Origin of the sequence: Ferrovibrio sp., from assembly GCF_002796975.1 — a bacterium.
Lineage (GTDB): Bacteria > Pseudomonadota > Alphaproteobacteria > Ferrovibrionales > Ferrovibrionaceae > Ferrovibrio.
Genome location: NZ_PEKV01000016.1, coordinates 18852 through 33298, shown reverse-complemented (window position 1 = coordinate 33298; position 14447 = coordinate 18852). Strand labels below are relative to the sequence as shown.

18 protein-coding genes and 1 pseudogene are annotated in these 14447 nt (G+C 63.9%); 11 read left to right on the top strand and 8 right to left on the bottom strand.

The window, feature by feature from the left end; genetic code table 11:
- The first annotated feature begins 3 nt into the window (after positions 1–3).
- Both CTR53_RS17955 and CTR53_RS17950 read left to right on the top strand, forming a co-directional pair.
- Positions 4–480, top strand: a complete 477-nt coding sequence (locus CTR53_RS17955; RefSeq protein WP_290816713.1) for a molybdenum cofactor biosynthesis protein MoaE — start codon at positions 4–6, stop codon at positions 478–480.
- Positions 481–646: 166 nt separating this feature from the next.
- Positions 647–1213: a PAS domain-containing protein gene (locus CTR53_RS17950; protein WP_290816710.1), complete on the top strand. Its 567-nt coding sequence runs from the start codon at positions 647–649 to the stop codon at positions 1211–1213.
- A 39-nt stretch (positions 1214–1252) separates the two neighbouring features.
- On the opposite strand, the gene CTR53_RS17945 is transcribed toward CTR53_RS17950, so the two are convergent.
- The gene (locus CTR53_RS17945) at positions 1253–2137 is read right to left on the bottom strand and encodes a branched-chain amino acid aminotransferase (protein ID WP_290816708.1); all 885 of its coding nucleotides are present in this window, start codon (positions 2135–2137) and stop codon (positions 1253–1255) included.
- Between the two features lie 200 nt (positions 2138–2337).
- Here CTR53_RS17945 and CTR53_RS17940 point away from each other — a divergent pair, with 200 nt between their 5' ends.
- The 3 genes from CTR53_RS17940 to CTR53_RS17930 are packed head-to-tail and all read left to right on the top strand — an operon-like array spanning position 2338 to position 4855.
- Positions 2338–2832: a MarR family transcriptional regulator gene (locus CTR53_RS17940; protein ID WP_290816706.1), complete on the top strand. Its 495-nt coding sequence runs from the start codon at positions 2338–2340 to the stop codon at positions 2830–2832.
- A 13-nt stretch (positions 2833–2845) separates the two neighbouring features.
- Complete coding sequence (locus CTR53_RS17935) at positions 2846–3535, top strand: response regulator (RefSeq protein WP_290816704.1); 690 nt, start codon at positions 2846–2848, stop codon at positions 3533–3535.
- 6 nt (positions 3536–3541) lie between these two features.
- On the top strand, positions 3542–4855 hold the full coding sequence (locus CTR53_RS17930) for an ATP-binding protein (RefSeq protein ID WP_290816702.1): 1314 nt from the start codon (positions 3542–3544) through the stop codon (positions 4853–4855).
- Between the two features lie 27 nt (positions 4856–4882).
- Here CTR53_RS17930 and CTR53_RS17925 read toward each other — a convergent pair whose 3' ends face one another.
- The 7 genes and pseudogenes from CTR53_RS17925 to CTR53_RS17895 all read right to left on the bottom strand — a co-directional run bounded on the left by CTR53_RS17925 (position 4883) and on the right by CTR53_RS17895 (position 9075).
- A complete protein-coding gene (locus CTR53_RS17925; RefSeq protein WP_290816700.1) occupies positions 4883–5323 on the bottom strand; it encodes a DUF2914 domain-containing protein in 441 nt (146 codons plus the stop codon).
- Positions 5324–5383: 60 nt separating this feature from the next.
- A pseudogene (locus tag CTR53_RS17920) lies at positions 5384–5721 on the bottom strand (tRNA-binding protein).
- 108 nt (positions 5722–5829) lie between these two features.
- Positions 5830–6261, bottom strand: a complete 432-nt coding sequence (locus CTR53_RS17915; RefSeq protein ID WP_290816697.1) for a phasin family protein — start codon at positions 6259–6261, stop codon at positions 5830–5832.
- Between the two features lie 124 nt (positions 6262–6385).
- Positions 6386–7063 carry a TetR/AcrR family transcriptional regulator gene (locus tag CTR53_RS17910; protein ID WP_290816695.1) on the bottom strand — a complete coding sequence of 226 codons (678 nt, stop codon included), beginning with the start codon at positions 7061–7063 and terminating at the stop codon, positions 6386–6388.
- A 62-nt stretch (positions 7064–7125) separates the two neighbouring features.
- Positions 7126–7926, bottom strand: coding sequence for a pyrroline-5-carboxylate reductase (gene proC / locus CTR53_RS17905; protein WP_290816693.1), 801 nt, complete (start codon positions 7924–7926; stop codon positions 7126–7128).
- A 127-nt stretch (positions 7927–8053) separates the two neighbouring features.
- A complete protein-coding gene (locus CTR53_RS17900) occupies positions 8054–8557 on the bottom strand; it encodes a YbjN domain-containing protein (RefSeq protein WP_290816691.1) in 504 nt (167 codons plus the stop codon).
- Between the two features lie 251 nt (positions 8558–8808).
- The gene (locus CTR53_RS17895) at positions 8809–9075 is read right to left on the bottom strand and encodes an accessory factor UbiK family protein (RefSeq protein WP_290816690.1); all 267 of its coding nucleotides are present in this window, start codon (positions 9073–9075) and stop codon (positions 8809–8811) included.
- Positions 9076–9306: 231 nt separating this feature from the next.
- Between CTR53_RS17895 and CTR53_RS17890 the strand changes: the two genes are divergently transcribed.
- From CTR53_RS17890 to CTR53_RS17865, 6 genes are all read left to right on the top strand, one after another.
- Positions 9307–10530, top strand: coding sequence for an amino acid--tRNA ligase-related protein (locus CTR53_RS17890; RefSeq protein WP_290816687.1), 1224 nt, complete (start codon positions 9307–9309; stop codon positions 10528–10530).
- Positions 10463–10774, top strand: a complete 312-nt coding sequence (locus CTR53_RS17885) for an amino acid--tRNA ligase-related protein (protein ID WP_367158999.1) — start codon at positions 10463–10465, stop codon at positions 10772–10774. The genes CTR53_RS17890 and CTR53_RS17885 overlap by 68 nt, the downstream gene beginning before the upstream one ends.
- Entirely contained in the window at positions 10774–11592 is an 819-nt protein-coding gene (gene lgt / locus CTR53_RS17880) for a prolipoprotein diacylglyceryl transferase (protein WP_290816683.1), read from the top strand. The genes CTR53_RS17885 and lgt overlap by 1 nt, the downstream gene beginning before the upstream one ends.
- Positions 11565–12680 carry an SAM-dependent methyltransferase gene (locus tag CTR53_RS17875; protein WP_290816677.1) on the top strand — a complete coding sequence of 372 codons (1116 nt, stop codon included), beginning with the start codon at positions 11565–11567 and terminating at the stop codon, positions 12678–12680. Before lgt ends, CTR53_RS17875 begins: the two co-directional genes overlap by 28 nt.
- On the top strand, positions 12677–13459 hold the full coding sequence (gene pgeF / locus CTR53_RS17870) for a peptidoglycan editing factor PgeF (RefSeq protein WP_290816674.1): 783 nt from the start codon (positions 12677–12679) through the stop codon (positions 13457–13459). Before CTR53_RS17875 ends, pgeF begins: the two co-directional genes overlap by 4 nt.
- Before the next feature lie 66 nt (positions 13460–13525).
- Complete coding sequence (locus CTR53_RS17865; protein WP_290816671.1) at positions 13526–14407, top strand: hypothetical protein; 882 nt, start codon at positions 13526–13528, stop codon at positions 14405–14407.
- Positions 14408–14447 lie beyond the last annotated feature (40 nt).

Sequence of the window (14447 nt, the reverse complement as noted above, 5' to 3'; positions counted from 1 at the left end):
GCCATGACTGTCAGGGTACAACGCGAGGATTTCGACACTGCCGCCGAACTGGAACGCGTGGCCGCGGGCCAGACGCAGATCGGTGCCGTCGTCACCTTCACCGGCCTGGTGCGCGACTTCGCCGACGCCAGAAACGATACCCAGAGCGACGCCCGGGGCGTGCAGCGGATGACGCTGGAGCAATATCCGGGCATGACCCAGCGCCAGCTGGAAGCCATCGTCGCCGAGGCGCGCCGGCGCTGGCCGCTGGATGACTGCCTTGTGATTCACCGCTACGGCGAACTTTTGCCAGGCGACCGGATTGTTCTGGTCGTCACGGCTTCTGCCCATCGGCAGGCCGCCTTCGAGGCCAGTGCATTCCTGGTCGACTGGCTGAAGACCAGGGCCCCCTTCTGGAAGCTGGAAGAGCATGGCGGCCAGCGCCGTTGGGTGGAGGCGAAAGCCAGCGACGACGAAGCCGCATCTCGCTGGAATCGCTGACATACAGTAGTACTTGAGACAGCGGCGCTGTTTGCCTGGGCGTTCGAATTTGCGGTTTACTGCTGCTATTACGTGTGGCATGTCCTTGCCGCAGGCGGGCCCTGTAGCATAGCCTGACAAGGTCCAGTTTCTTCTGTTTCACCGCTCGCGAGTTCATCATCCCAGCATGTCGTCGTCAGAGCCGAATGTTCCCCAAACCGAGGTGATCTCTTCGGTCGCACCGGACCGGATCCGCAGCAAATCGCTGCGCAATCTGCTGGGCTACTGGGAAGCGAAAGAAAACTATCTCGGCCGCCTGCCGGCCCGGGCCGACCTGCAGCCCGACGAGATGGTGCCTTTCCTGCCTTTCGTCGCCCTGATCAACGTGCAGTCGGGCAATCCACGCTTCCAGTTCCGCCTCGTCGGCACCGGCATCGTCGGATCTATGGGCCGCGAGACCACCAACCGTCAGGTCGACGAGAACCTGTTCGGCGCAAATGCCGTGGTGGTGGAAAACTTCTTCAGCATTCCACTCGACAGCCGCGGCCCCGCTTATGCCGCCGGCAAATACACGGTGGCACCGAGCGGCCGCATGCTCGGCTTCGAGACGCTGCTGCTGCCGCTCTCCAGCGACGGGACAGCCATCGACATGCTGCTGGGCGGCCTGGTCGGCGAGCGTATCCAGCGCGACGAGCAGATCTGCGGTTTCCAGTACGATTACTATTGCCCGGTCGTGCAAACGGCCACGCGCTGAGCACGTGGCCGTTCGTTGAGGGCGGGAAGTGGAGGCGGCTTAGGCCGCCTTTTTTGCGCGCGTGGCGACGTCGAATTCGCCCAGCAGCGTCTGGCAGATCTTGCCCGGCGTGAACTTGTAAGGGCCGATCTCCGACACCGGCGTCACTTCCGCCGCCGTGCCGGTCAGGAAGCATTCGTCGAAGCCGGCCATTTCCTCCGGCTGGATCGGACGCTCGATCACCTCGATGCCGCGGCCCTTGGCCATCGCAATCACGGCACGGCGGGTGATGCCGTCCAGGAAGCAGTCCGGCGTCGGCGTATGCAGCTTGCCGTCCTTGGCGAAGAAGATATTGGCGCCGGTCGCTTCGGCGATCTGGCCGCGCCAGTCGAGCATCAGCGCATCCTGGTAGCCTTCACGTTCGGCCTTGTGCTTGGACAGCGTGCAGATCATGTACAGGCCGACTGCCTTTGCCTTGGTCGGCGCCGTGTTCGGTGCCGGGCGGCGCCAGTCGCTGATTTGCAGACGCAGGCCCTTCATCTTGGCTTCCGGCGAGAAGTAGCTCGGCCATTCCCACACCGCGATGGCGACATGGATTTTGTTCTGCTGCGCCGAAACGCCCATCATCTCCGAGCCGCGCCAGGCGATCGGACGGATGTAGCAGTTCGGCATCTTGTTGGCGGCCACGGTCTCGCGGGTGGCACGGTCGATCTCGTCCACCGAATAGGGGATCGTGAAATCCAGCAGCTTGGCCGAATCGATCAGGCGCTGGCTGTGTTCGGTCAGATGAAAGACCTCGCCGTCATAGGCGCGCTCGCCTTCGAATACGGCAGAAGCGTAATGCAGGCCATGGGTCAGCACATGCAGCTTGGCATCCCGGAACGGGACCATCTTGCCATCGAGCCAGATCAGACCATCGCGGTCATCATACGGAAGCAGGGACATGAGACTTCTCCTCGGCGAAAGGGCGACAGGTATTATTATTACCTTTAGATGGGGACATAAGTAACAATATGATCAAAATATGTCAACACTACTGCCATAGTTTTCGCGACGGCGAATATCCCGCCCGTTCGCGGTAAATATGGCCGATATTGTACTAGTTGGCTTGAAGCCCGCTATCCCTTTGGTCCATATAGACGATCATGACCGACCTGAAATCGCTGGCCAATCCCCTGTTCCTCCGCGAAGACGAGCTTCGCCAGGCCATCGAATTGTTGTTCTACGCCTATCGCGACTTTACCCGCGGCCCGGACGAGATCCTGGAACGCTATGGCTTCGGCCGGGCCCATCACCGGGCGCTGCATTTCATCAGCGGCAATCCCGGCATCACCGTGGCCGAATTGCTGGCGATCCTGCGCATCACCAAGCAGAGCCTGTCGCGCGTTCTGTCAGCCCTGATCGAAGGCGGCTTCGTGCGCCAGCAGCAGGGCACGCGCGACCGCCGGCAGCGCCAGTTGTTCCTGACCGACCAGGGCAAGCATCTGGAGCGCCAGATCGCCACCGTGCAGCAGGCCAAGGTGGCCGAGGCCTATCGCGAAGCCGGCGCCGAAGCGGTCGCCGGCTATCGCAAGGTGCTGTCCGGCCTGATCGATGCGCAGGAACGCCCGGCGATCCTGCGCGCGATCCAGCGGCGCTGAAGGCAGACCCACGATGGACCTCGGCGAACCGCATATCCTCGTCGTAGACGACGACGAGCGCATCCGCACCCTGCTGGCGCGCTACCTCAACGGCCAGAATTATCGCGTCACCAGCGCGGAAGATGCCGCCGACGCCGCCGACAAGCTCACCTCGATCAGCTTCGACCTGCTGATCGTCGATGTCATGATGCCGGGACAGAACGGCTTCGATTTTGTGGCCGACCTACGCAAGCGCGGCAATGTCGTGCCGGTGATCCTGCTGACCGCGCGCGGCGAGGCGGAAGACCGCATCAAGGGCCTGGAAACCGGCGCCGATGATTATCTACCGAAGCCCTTCGAGCCGCGCGAACTGACACTGCGCATCAATGCGATCCTGAAGCGTGCCGCCCGCCCCGCCCCCGTCGCGCCCAGTATCGCGACGCGTTTCGGCGAGTTCAGCTTCGATGCCGTGCGCGGCGAGCTGAAACGCGGCGACGAGCTGGTGCCGCTGACCACCGGCGAAGCGCAGCTGCTGCGCATTCTGGCGCGCAGCCCGGGCCAGACGGTGCCGCGCGCGGCGCTGGCCGATCCGGCCACCACCGGTGAGAGCCGGGCGGTCGACGTGCAGATCACCCGCCTGCGTCGCAAGATCGAAGCCGATCCGCGCAATCCGCGCTTCCTGCAAACCGTCTGGGGCGAAGGCTATGTGCTCTGGACTGAATAACTGCGCATGACCGCGCTCAAGCGCCTTCTGCCGCGCAGCCTGTTCGGGCGCTGGCTGGTGCTGCTGGTCGCTCCGGTCGTGGTGCTGCAGGCGCTGCTGACTTACGTCTTCTACGAACGCCACTGGGATGCAGTAACGCGCCGCCTCGGCCTCGGCCTGGCCGGCGAGATCGCCGTGGTTATCGCGACGCGGGAGAGCAACAGTGATCCCACGGTCTTGTCCGATCTGATGCGTCGTATGGACCAGTCGCTGGAACTCGACATCAGCTTCGAGCCCGGCGCAGATTTTCCCGCCAACATCCCGCCGCCACGGCGCTATTCGATCCTCGACCGTATGCTGATCCAGGCGCTCGGCGAACGTGTTTCGCAGCCCTATATGATCGACACCCAACGCAGCGATCGCACCGTGGTGATCTACGTCAAACTCCCCGATGCGCTGATGACCGTGTCGGCTCCCGAGAACCGTATCTTCTCGACCAGCACATATGCCTTCATGGCCTGGATGACGGCCGCGTCCATCGTGCTGCTCGGCATCGCAGTGTTGTTCCTGCGCAACCAGATCAAGCCGATCCGCCGCCTGGCCGAAGCGGCCGATGCTTTCGGTAAAGGCCGCGAAATCGCCGACTTCCGCCCGGCCGGTGCCGAGGAAGTGCGGGCCGCCGCCCGTGCTTTCCTGGCCATGCGCGACCGCATCCGACGCCATATCCGCGAACGCACCGAGATGCTGGCCGGTGTGAGCCACGATCTGCGCACACCGCTGACCCGTATGAAACTGCAGCTGTCATTGATGCCGTCCGATGCGGAAGTCGACGAACTGAAGCGCGACATCGACGAGATGGAAAAAATGGTCGGTGCCTATCTGGCCTTTGCACGCGGTCAGAGCGAGCAACCGGCCGAGCCGACCAATCTCGGCAACCTGATCAGTGAACTGGCCGACGATGTACGCCGGCGCGGCCGCGAATTGCAGATCGAGGCTGACGGCAGTCTGACGCTGCCGCTGCGCCGGCTGAGCTTCAAGCGCGCCCTGTCAAACCTGGTGGAGAATGCGTTGCGTTTTGGCCATACCGTGCGGCTGAGCGTCACCCGGATGGCAAATCGGGTGGAAATCCGTATCGAAGATGATGGCCCCGGCCTGCCGGAAAAAGAGCGGCACAAGGTATTCCGCCCCTTCTACCGGCTCGATCAGGCCCGGCATGGCAGCGGTAATGTGGGACTGGGACTGACGATCGCGCGCGACGCCGTGCTGGCGCATGGTGGCGAGATTGCGCTGGGTCAGTCGTCGATGGGCGGCCTGATGGTGACGATCAGATTGCCGGTCTGACGACCGGTCGGCGACTGCCGATCTGGTTCAGTTTTCGGCAGGCTTGGGCGGCTCGGCAACGGTGAAGCGGCGCTCGGCCTGCAGGCGACCGTCGCTATCCTTCAGCTGCAATACCCAGTCGCCAGGAAAAATGCGCGACTGCGACCAGATACGCCAGTTACGGCTGACATCGACGCGTGCCTTGGAACGCCCGACCTCCTGATCGTTGCGCACCCAGTGAAACCAGAAAGTCTCACCGCTGCGCACCTGCGTGCAATCGAGGCGCGCGAAGCCATAGGCCCGCTCGGTACCCATCGGATAATTCGCTTCGATCACGCCCTGTGGTTCGAGGTTGATCACCTGGTTGGTCAGAATGAACTGCCGCACGACGCAGTCGTGATCCTGCGCAACCGCCGGACCGGCAAGGCCCAGCGACATCCCGGCAACTGCAAGTTGGATAAAGAGTGCGAAACGAATTGTTTTTGTCATCAGCTGGTTCCTGAGCCGGGATTGTCGACTCAGGCCAAGGTTGGGTCAATACACACAACGTCAGTATAGACGCCCGCCATTCGGCACTGCCTGATCGGGCGCCAGCAGCACGACCTGATCGTCCGTGTCAGGCAGACCGAGTACCAGTATCTCCGACTTGAAGGTACCGATCTGACGCGGCGGAAAATTTACGACTGCGATCACTTGGCGGCCGATCAGCCTTTCGGGTGTGTAGTGCTTCGTCAGCTGGGCCGAGGATTTCTTCACCCCAAGGGTGAGCCGAAATCGACCCAGACCTTGATCGCCGGCTTGCGCGCCTCAGGGTAAGGTTCGGCGCGCATCACCGTGCCGACACGAATATCGACCTTCTGAAAATCGTCGTAAGCGATCTCGGTCATCGCGCAACCTCCCAATCCGGAAACCGGCAAATAAAAAACGGGCGGAGTTTTACTCCGCCCGTCGGTCGTCTGGCAAATCCTCGCCACGCCGCCGAAGCGACGGCGGCCTTACTTCGCAGTCGGAAGATGCTTGCGCATCTCTTCCATGTTTTCGTGCAGGCGCTTGTTGACCAGATCGAAGGCCTCGGTGTTGGTCTTGGCCAGCATCTCGGACAGCTCGCGCAGATTGGCCAGCGCCTTCTCGGCGGCCTGGCGCACCACTTCGGCCTGCTTGGTCGGATTGAGGTCGGCAGCCGCGCCCGGGGTCGCACCCTTCAGCATGCTGGCGAGTTCTTCCATATTCTCCTTGAAAATCTCGCCCTGGCGCTTGGCCAGCGCCTGGTAGCCTTCATAGGCGCGCTTATTAGCGGCAGCCAGCGCTTCGAAATTCTTCTGCTGGGCAGCAGCCAGAGCAGCTGGATCGAGGCCCGGCAGCTTCATGTCGGCGAACATCTTGCTGAGGTCGAAACTGGCGAACGGATTCTCGGTGGTCTTGCTCATGGCGGGCTCCCCGGGGGTCGGTCGTAGGTGAACGCCGGGCAAGGTATCGGCGACTGCCCTCGGCGTCAACGCATCATTGTGCGTCGCACAATTATTAAAAACAATAACTTAGATGACGCCAAGCTCAAGCCGCTGCCGTCGATTTTTCCCGCAGCCGCGAGATCGGTCCACGGCCCGTCAGGAGCCCCAGAGCCTGTTCCAGCCGCTTGTCCAGATGGGCCATGGTCGTGGCCATGTCAGTTCCGTCGTCCTTGAGCCAGACCCGCAGGGTATCGAGATAGATGCCGCCGAGCAGTTTCCGGCGAAGGGCGCCGGAAAGGCCGCCCGCGTCTAGGTCGGCTGCCGCCAGCATCCAGTCGAGCCCCTGACGCAGACCGCGATGGAGGAAACAGGCCAGCGCCAGCGGATCGCCCGGCAGTTCGCGCATCATGACGCGGATTGCCGCCTTGTGCGGATTGAGCGCATCGAACCGCGCCATCACGGCCTCGAACAGGCGGTCTTTCACCGCCGCCGCGTCGGCCGGCGCCGGACCCGGTTCCCCGAGTGCCGCCAGCATGGCCAGATCAATACGTCGCACATAGGCAGTCAGCAGATCGGTCTTGGAGACATACTGGCCGTAGAGGGCACTGAGCGGCAGGCCGCTGGCCTGAGCGATGCGTCCCAGCGTCACGGCGCGCCAGCCCTGCTCGGCAACCAGATCCAGCATCACGGCAACAGGATCTGCTGCCGCGCGCTCGCCCTTGGCACCGGCCTTTGCCGCCGCTGCTGATTTCCTGGTTGCCTTGCCCGTCGTCTTTGCCATGGGTCAACTCCGCCTGGGACCGGGCTAATCTGGGCATCCGGTCCGGGAAGAACAAGCGTGAATCAGCCTGCGAGTTCCCGCGAGCGGCGGGCGGCGGCGGCGATCGCCTTTTTCATCAGCGGTTCGACGCCGTCGGGCGCCATCAACACGTCCAGCGCCGCCTGGGTGGTGCCGTTGGGACTGGTGACATTCTTGCGCAGCTGGGTCGGGCTTTCCGGGCTGTGCTTCATCAGGATGCCCGACCCGCTCACCGTGGCGCGTGCCAGACGGGCAGCGAGATCGGCGGGCAGGCCAGCGGCTTCTCCCGCCGCAGCCATGCATTCGGTCAGCCAGAACACATAGGCCGGACCCGAGCCCGATACCGCGGTGACAGCATCGATCAAGCCTTCTTCCTCGACCCAGCCGACTTCGCCGATGGCCGAGAGCAACGTCTCGCACAAGGCGCGCTGCTCGGCCCGCACGGACGGATTGGCGCAAGCGATGGTAATGCCCTCGCCCACCGCAGCCGGCGTGTTGGGAATGCTGCGCACGATAGCGGCCGAGCCGCCCAGCAGGCGGTTCAGCGTGGCGATGGTTTTGCCGGCGGCCACCGAAAGGAAGCAGGCGCCTGACGCGGCATAGCGTGCATAGGCCGGCGCAACTGTATCCATCACCTGCGGCTTCACCGCCAGCAGCACCAGCGCCGGTGCGAAATCGGCCGGGATCGCCGCAGCATCATTCACCTGACGCACACCGACCGGCAGGCCGGGCACCGGATGGGGTTCGACCACCACAACATCGGCCGCCGCGACGCCGCGCTGCAGCCAGCCGGTCAGCATCGCGCTGCCCATCTTGCCGCAACCCACCAACAGAATGCCCTTCATGATGTCGCCTCCCGACATGCGCTGAAACACAGGAATGATGCGCTGTTGTGACAGAAACAATAAGGGCGGGGAAGCATTCGCGCTTTACCCGCCCTCGGAGAGTGGAAAGATGTGTGGCGGGCGACCGTCAGGCCTCGCCCAGGCACTCGAACATGGCAGCGGCGACGGCGTCTTCCGGCGTACGCCCGCCCCAGACGAGGAACTGGAAGGCCGGGTAGAACCGCTCGCATTCCGACAGACCGATTTCCATCAGGTCTTCGATCTGCTCGGTCGTCGCACCCAGGCCGCCACGCAGCAGCAGCGCCTGGCGGAAGACCACCATGCCTTCTTCGGTCCAGTAGTCGAAATGGCCGATCAGGGCCTTCTCGTTCACATAAGCCAGCAGCGAATGCAGGTCGCGGCGGCGATTGACCGGTACCTTCATATCGAAGGCGCAGGTGAAGCTGAGCGCGCCGAGTTCCTCGCGCCAGGAGAACCACATTTGATGTTCGCAGTAGCGGCCGGAAACGCCGACGGTGAGCTCGTCCGTGCCCTGGCGGTCGAAGGGCCATTCATGCTCGCCGACGATCTGCTCGACCAGATCGAGCGGATTGAGGCGACTGTAAGTCTCGCTTTCGATCAGAGTCCGCATGCGTTAACGCTCCCCCTTGCGGCAGCCGGTCTTCGGCTGAATGTCCCGGGAATGGCTCATCTGGCTGGGAATTTGGCCCCATACGGCGACAGCAGCGGCCTTGGCCGAGAATGCCCCCATTGGCTCGGCAGACCATACATTTAGGTGTCGCAAAACAGAACGAACCATAGATTTAGAGTATTCGCGGGTCATGTGTGGTGCAAGAACAGATTTAGGAAAAATTCATGAAATTCGCCTGATCCGTACTCAGGTTAGCCCTTATCGGCGAATCCGCTGCTCAGCTGGGATTCGAGTGCGGCCAGCCGCTCGGACAGGCGGATATTCTCTTCACGCGCCGCCTGGGCCATGGCCTTCACGGCCTCGAACTCCTCCCGGCTGACCAGTTCCATATCGGCCAGCGCCCGTTCCAGCCGCTGGCGAAATGCCTGCTCCACCTCGCCCTTCACACCCTGCAGGGTGCCAAGCGCGCCGGTGGCGATGCGGCTGAGATCGTCGAGCAGGCGATTGTCGGTCTGCATGGCGCGACTCCGAGCGGGAAATCCTTATCCGATATGGCCAGCATCAGCGCCGCCCGCAAGCGGCGCCACCGGCGTTTTCCACAGCTATTCCCTGCCGACTCCGCCGTGACTCGGTTTGATCCACAGAAAGGTTTGCCGCGGGGGTCCGGCCGGGGGCCGAGCGGTTGGAAAGCCGGGGGCCGGGTGCTAGGTTCCGGCCGCAACATTTACCGTCCTGCCAAGCGATTTGCCGTGACCAATCAGACCACGACTTCACCCACTGCTACCGATGCCAGCGGCGAGCGCGCCAACCGCGAAGCCAAGCTGCAGCAGCTGCGCCAGCTCGGCCTCGACCCCTATCTGGCGCCGAAATTCCCCAAGTCGCACAAGAATGCCGCGGTGCATGAGCAGTTCGCGCATCTTCAGGCCGAGGAAAAGACCGAGGAGAGCGTGGCCGTGGCTGGCCGCGTGATGGCGATCCGCAACAGCGGCATGTTCATCGACCTGGTCGACGATACCGTGAAGCTGCAGGTCTATACCGGCAAGGATGACGTGCAGGGCCGTTTCGCGCCGGTCATGAAGGCGCTGGATCTGGGCGACATCATCGGCGTACGCGGCAAGGTACGTCGCACCAAGCGCGGCGAGATCACGGTGGACAACGACGAGATCGTGGTGCTGGCCAAGGCGCTGGAGCCGCCGCCGGAGAAGTGGCACGGTCTGAAGAATGTCGAGCAGCGCTATCGCCATCGCGAATACGACCTGATCGGCAACGAGGACAGCCGCGCCACCCTGCGCGCCCGTTTCCGCGTGATCCAGTCGATCCGCCAGTTCCTGAACGGCGAAGGTTTCCTCGAAGTCGAGACGCCGATGCTGCACAGCATCCCCGGCGGCGCCATCGCCAAGCCGTTCGAGACGCATCACAACGCGCTGGATATACCGCTCTATATGCGCATCGCGCCCGAACTGCATCTCAAGCGGCTGGTGATCGGCGGCCTGAGCGAGAAGGTGTTCGAGATCAACCGCTGCTTCCGCAACGAAGGCATTTCGCCGCGCCACAACCCCGAATTCACCACCATGGAACTGTATCAGGCCTATGCCGATTATCAGGACATGATGGACATCACCGAGCGCACCATTGCCAACGCGGCGATTGCCGCCACCGGCAGCACCAAGGTGAAGTTCGGCGAGCAGGAAATCGATTTCACGCCGCCGTTCCGCCGAGCCACCATGCTCGGCCTCATCGAAGAGCACGGCAAGATCGGGCTGGACGGCCTGGACGATGCCGCCGCGCGCGAGGCCGCGAAGAAGGCCGGCGTCGAGATCGCGCCGACCGCCAGCTGGGGCAAGGTGGTGGAAGCCTGCTTCGAGCATTTCGTCGAGCCGAACCTGATCCAGCCGACNNCCGGCCATCGCCGAGCGTTTCGAGACCTTCTGCAACACCTGGGAGATCGCCAATGCCTTCTCCGAGCTGGCTGATCCGCAGGAACAGCGCGCCCGCTTCGAGGATCAGCAGAGCCAGCGCGACGGCGGCGACGACGAGGCGCACCGCATCGACGAGGATTTCCTGAAAGCCCAGTCCGCCGGCATGATGCCGATGGGCGGCCTTGGCATCGGCATCGACCGCATCGTGATGCTGCTGACCAATTCGCAGACCATCCGCGAAGTGATCGCCTTCCCGACCCTGCGCCCCCGCGGCGCGGGCGACACCTCGGAAGAGTAATGCTGTTCACCACCTTACCCGTTCTGGCCTTTCCGGTGATCGATCCGGTCGCGGTGGCGATCGGGCCGTTTGCCGTGCGCTGGTACGCGTTGGCCTACATTGCCGGCCTGGTGATCGGCTGGCGCTGGGCGATGAATATTGCCAAGCGTCCCGGTAGCGAGATCACGCCGGAACAGGTGGACGGCTTCCTGCTCTGGGCCACGCTCGGCGTCGTGCTGGGCGGCCGGATCGGCTATGTGCTGTTCTACAATTTCGGCTACTACCTGCATCATCCGGTTGAGATCTTCGCCGTCTGGCAGGGTGGCATGTCCTTCCACGGCGGCATGCTGGGCGTCATCTTCGCCATGCTGGCCTATTGCCGGCTGAGCGGAATCCGGTTCCTCGCCTTCACCGATGTGATCGCCTGCGTCACGCCGGTCGGGCTGTTCTTCGGCCGCATCGCCAATTTCATCAATGGTGAACTCTGGGGCCGCGCCGCGCCAGATTTCGCTTATGCCATGGTCTTCCCGACCGGCGGCCCGCTGCCACGCCATCCGAGCCAGCTTTACCAGGCCTTCATGGAAGGCATCCTGCTGTTGCTGCTGATCAACCTCGTGCGCTGGAACAGCCGCGTGATCGACCGCGCGCCCGGCACGCTGTCGGGTGTGTTCCTGATCGGCTATGGCACTGCGCGCATCGTCGGCGAACTGTTCCGCGAGCCGGATGCGCAGATCGGCTATCTCGTGGGCGGCACCACGATGGGCCAGTGGCTCTCGCTGCCGATGGTGCTGTTCGGTATCGGAGTGGTGTGGTGGGCACGCCGGCAGAAAGCGGCGTAAAGGCCGCACCGCTGCTCGACATCCTGCGCCGCCGCATCGCGGCGGAAGGTCCGATCACGATAACGGCCTTTATGGCCGACTGCCTGCTGCATCCCGAACACGGCTACTACCGCAGCCAGGAAGCCATCGGCCTGCACGGCGATTTCATCACCGCGCCCGAGATCAGCCAGATGTTCGGCGAGTTGCTCGGCCTGTGGGCAGCCGACTACTGGCAGCGCATGGGCGAACCGGAGAAATGCTATCTCGTCGAACTTGGGCCCGGCCGCGGCACGCTGATGCGCGATGCGTTGCGCGCCGCCCGCGCCCTGCCCGCCTTCCGTCGCGCGCTGCAGCCTGTACTGGTGGAAGCTTCCGCGCGACTGCGCGGGCTGCAGCAGACTCTGCTCGCTGATGAAGGCGCCGTCTGGCACGAACAGGTCGCTGCGCTCCCGAAAGACGCCCCACTGCTGCTGATCGCCAACGAATTCCTCGATGCACTGCCGGTACGCCAGTTCCAGCGCGGCGACGACAATCAGTGGCACGAGCGCTGTGTCGGACTGGACGACACCACCGGCGAACTGTGCTTCATGCTCGACCCGCGCGCATTGCCCTTCGACGAGCTGCTACCGCAGGTGCTGCGCGATTCGCCACCGGGCTCCATCGTCGAATCGAGCCCGCCGGTACGCGCCGTCGCAGTCGAGATCGCGGCGCGGCTGAAAGCCCAGAATGGGGCGGCACTGTTCATCGACTATGGCTATGCCAGCGCCGGAATCGGTGAAACGCTGCAGGCCGTGTATCGCCACACCTACGCCGATCCGCTGCAGAGTCCCGGCCTTGCCGATCTCACCGCCCATGTCGATTTCGGCTCCTTTGCGCTGGCCGCAAAACGCGCCGGGGCAGTTGTGCATGGCCCGATTGGCCAGGGTGCGTTTCTCAATCGGCTCGGCATACGGGCGCGCGCAGCCAAGCTGAAGCAGGGCAATTCGGCGCAGGCCGGCGATGTCGATCAGGCGCTGCGGCGGTTGACCGCTCCGGAGACGATGGGCACCCTGTTCAAGGCGCTGGTGCTCACGGCGCCGGAGTCTCCGCAACCCGCAGGCTTTGCATGACCGCTCTTGTTGCCGATGCCATCGCGCCCGTGCAGGCCGCCGGCCTGTCCGGCCTGCCGCACGGCTTCTTCACGCGCCACGGCGGCGTCTCGACCGGGCTCTATGCATCGCTGAATTGCGGCCCCGGCTCGTCGGACGATACCGCTGCCGTGCAGGAGAACCGCCGTCGCGTGGCAACCAATCTGCATGCACCGGACGGGCTGGTTTCGCTCTATCAGGTGCATGGCCGCGAGGTCGTCGTGGTCGGCGACGATTACGACATCACACTGCGCCCTAGGGCCGACGGGCTGGTGACGAAACGGCGCGGCATCGCGCTCGGGATTCTCTCGGCCGACTGTGCGCCGGTGCTGTTTGCCGATGCGCAGGCCGGCGTGATCGGAGCCTGCCATGCCGGCTGGCGCGGCGCACTGGCCGGCGTGACGGATGCCACCATTGAGGCGATGATCGCCCTCGGAGCAAAGCGCGAGCGCATCAGGGCCGCCATCGGGCCGTGCATAGCGCAGCTATCTTACGAGGTGAGCGCGCCCTTCCGCGATGAATTCCTTGCCGCTGATACCGGCAATGCAGCTTTCTTTGCCACCGGCAAACGCGACGGCCATTGGCAATTCGATTTGCCGGCCTATCTGATGCAGCGTCTGCGGCGGGCCGGCGTGGTGGCAGAGAATCTGGGGCTCGATACCTGCAGCGATCCGAACCGCTTCTTCAGCTATCGTCGCATGACGCTGCTGAAGGAAGCCGATTACGGCCGTCAGGTTTCGGCTATCGCACGACCAGCCTGACCGCCGACACGATGCCGCATCTGTTCATGCTGGTGGTTTTTGCAATCCTGTGCCTGATGGTGAGCTGTGTTTTCGGTTAAGCACCTCCTTCCGATCCTCGTTGCCGGCATTGCTGCCGCCTGCCAGCCGCTGCCGCAGCCATTCCAGGCCGACAGCCGAGCCAAGGCGACCGATGCGCTGATCCGCCCGATCGGCGAGGCCAGCCTGTTCATTCCTCCGGTGGCCGGCTTGCCGCAAGGCCCTGATGCAGCACTTGCCGAAACGCTGGCCAAAGCGCTGAACGAGAAGGACGTGCCGGCCAGCGCCACCGGGCGCAACCGGCTGACCTCGTTGCTGACTGTGCGGCTGGAGCCGCGCGGCAGCGACGCTGTCTGGTCGTGGGAAGACCGGGCGCCCGACGGCAGCCTGCAGGCCGGTGAAAGCCGCAGCCTCGGTGTCGCGCCGGCGCGACTGGCTGCGAATGACGCCGTTGCCATGAAACAGGCCGCCACCACCATGGCCGAGGCGATTGCGCAGAAACTGAACGCCACGGTGATCGAGGCGGCGCAGACTGACGCCAGGCCGATCATGCTGGCGGTGAAGGAGTGCGAAGGTGCACCGGGCGACGGCAACCGCGCGCTGCGCCAGGCGATGCGCGAAATCCTGATCCTGGGCGGTCGCCAGCCGCTGCCGGATGCCACCGGGGCCGACTACGTGATCGGCTGCCGGGTCAATGTCTGGCAAGACACCCCGGATTCGGAGCGGGTGACCATCGAATGGATGCTGCTGGGCGCCAATGGCAGCCAGTTGGGCGACGTGAAGCAGGCCAACCGCATCCCCCGCGGACAGCTCGCCGGCAGCTGGGGAAACACCGCCCACATCATCGCCCAGGGTGGCTGGCAGGGGCTCAGCGATATCCTGGAGAGGCAGCAGCGCAGCCGACCTGCCGTTCCACCCGCAAAATCCTGAATTTATTAGATTTTTCGCGGTTTACAGAGGGCAGGGCGGC

Bases quoted from the DNA above. Each gene is read 5' to 3' on its own strand.
- CTR53_RS17955 (WP_290816713.1), top strand. From the start codon at position 4: ATGACTGTCAGGGTACAACGCGAGGATTTCGACACTGCCGCCGAACTG.
- CTR53_RS17950 (WP_290816710.1), top strand. From the start codon at position 647: ATGTCGTCGTCAGAGCCGAATGTTCCCCAAACCGAGGTGATCTCTTCG.
- CTR53_RS17945 (WP_290816708.1), bottom strand. From the start codon at position 2,137: ATGTCCCTGCTTCCGTATGATGACCGCGATGGTCTGATCTGGCTCGAT.
- CTR53_RS17940 (WP_290816706.1), top strand. From the start codon at position 2,338: ATGACCGACCTGAAATCGCTGGCCAATCCCCTGTTCCTCCGCGAAGAC.
- CTR53_RS17935 (WP_290816704.1), top strand. From the start codon at position 2,846: ATGGACCTCGGCGAACCGCATATCCTCGTCGTAGACGACGACGAGCGC.
- CTR53_RS17930 (WP_290816702.1), top strand. From the start codon at position 3,542: ATGACCGCGCTCAAGCGCCTTCTGCCGCGCAGCCTGTTCGGGCGCTGG.
- CTR53_RS17925 (WP_290816700.1), bottom strand. From the start codon at position 5,323: ATGACAAAAACAATTCGTTTCGCACTCTTTATCCAACTTGCAGTTGCC.
- CTR53_RS17915 (WP_290816697.1), bottom strand. From the start codon at position 6,261: ATGAGCAAGACCACCGAGAATCCGTTCGCCAGTTTCGACCTCAGCAAG.
- CTR53_RS17910 (WP_290816695.1), bottom strand. From the start codon at position 7,063: ATGGCAAAGACGACGGGCAAGGCAACCAGGAAATCAGCAGCGGCGGCA.
- proC (WP_290816693.1), bottom strand. From the start codon at position 7,926: ATGAAGGGCATTCTGTTGGTGGGTTGCGGCAAGATGGGCAGCGCGATG.
- CTR53_RS17900 (WP_290816691.1), bottom strand. From the start codon at position 8,557: ATGCGGACTCTGATCGAAAGCGAGACTTACAGTCGCCTCAATCCGCTC.
- CTR53_RS17895 (WP_290816690.1), bottom strand. From the start codon at position 9,075: ATGCAGACCGACAATCGCCTGCTCGACGATCTCAGCCGCATCGCCACC.
- lgt (WP_290816683.1), top strand. From the start codon at position 10,774: ATGCTGTTCACCACCTTACCCGTTCTGGCCTTTCCGGTGATCGATCCG.
- pgeF (WP_290816674.1), top strand. From the start codon at position 12,677: ATGACCGCTCTTGTTGCCGATGCCATCGCGCCCGTGCAGGCCGCCGGC.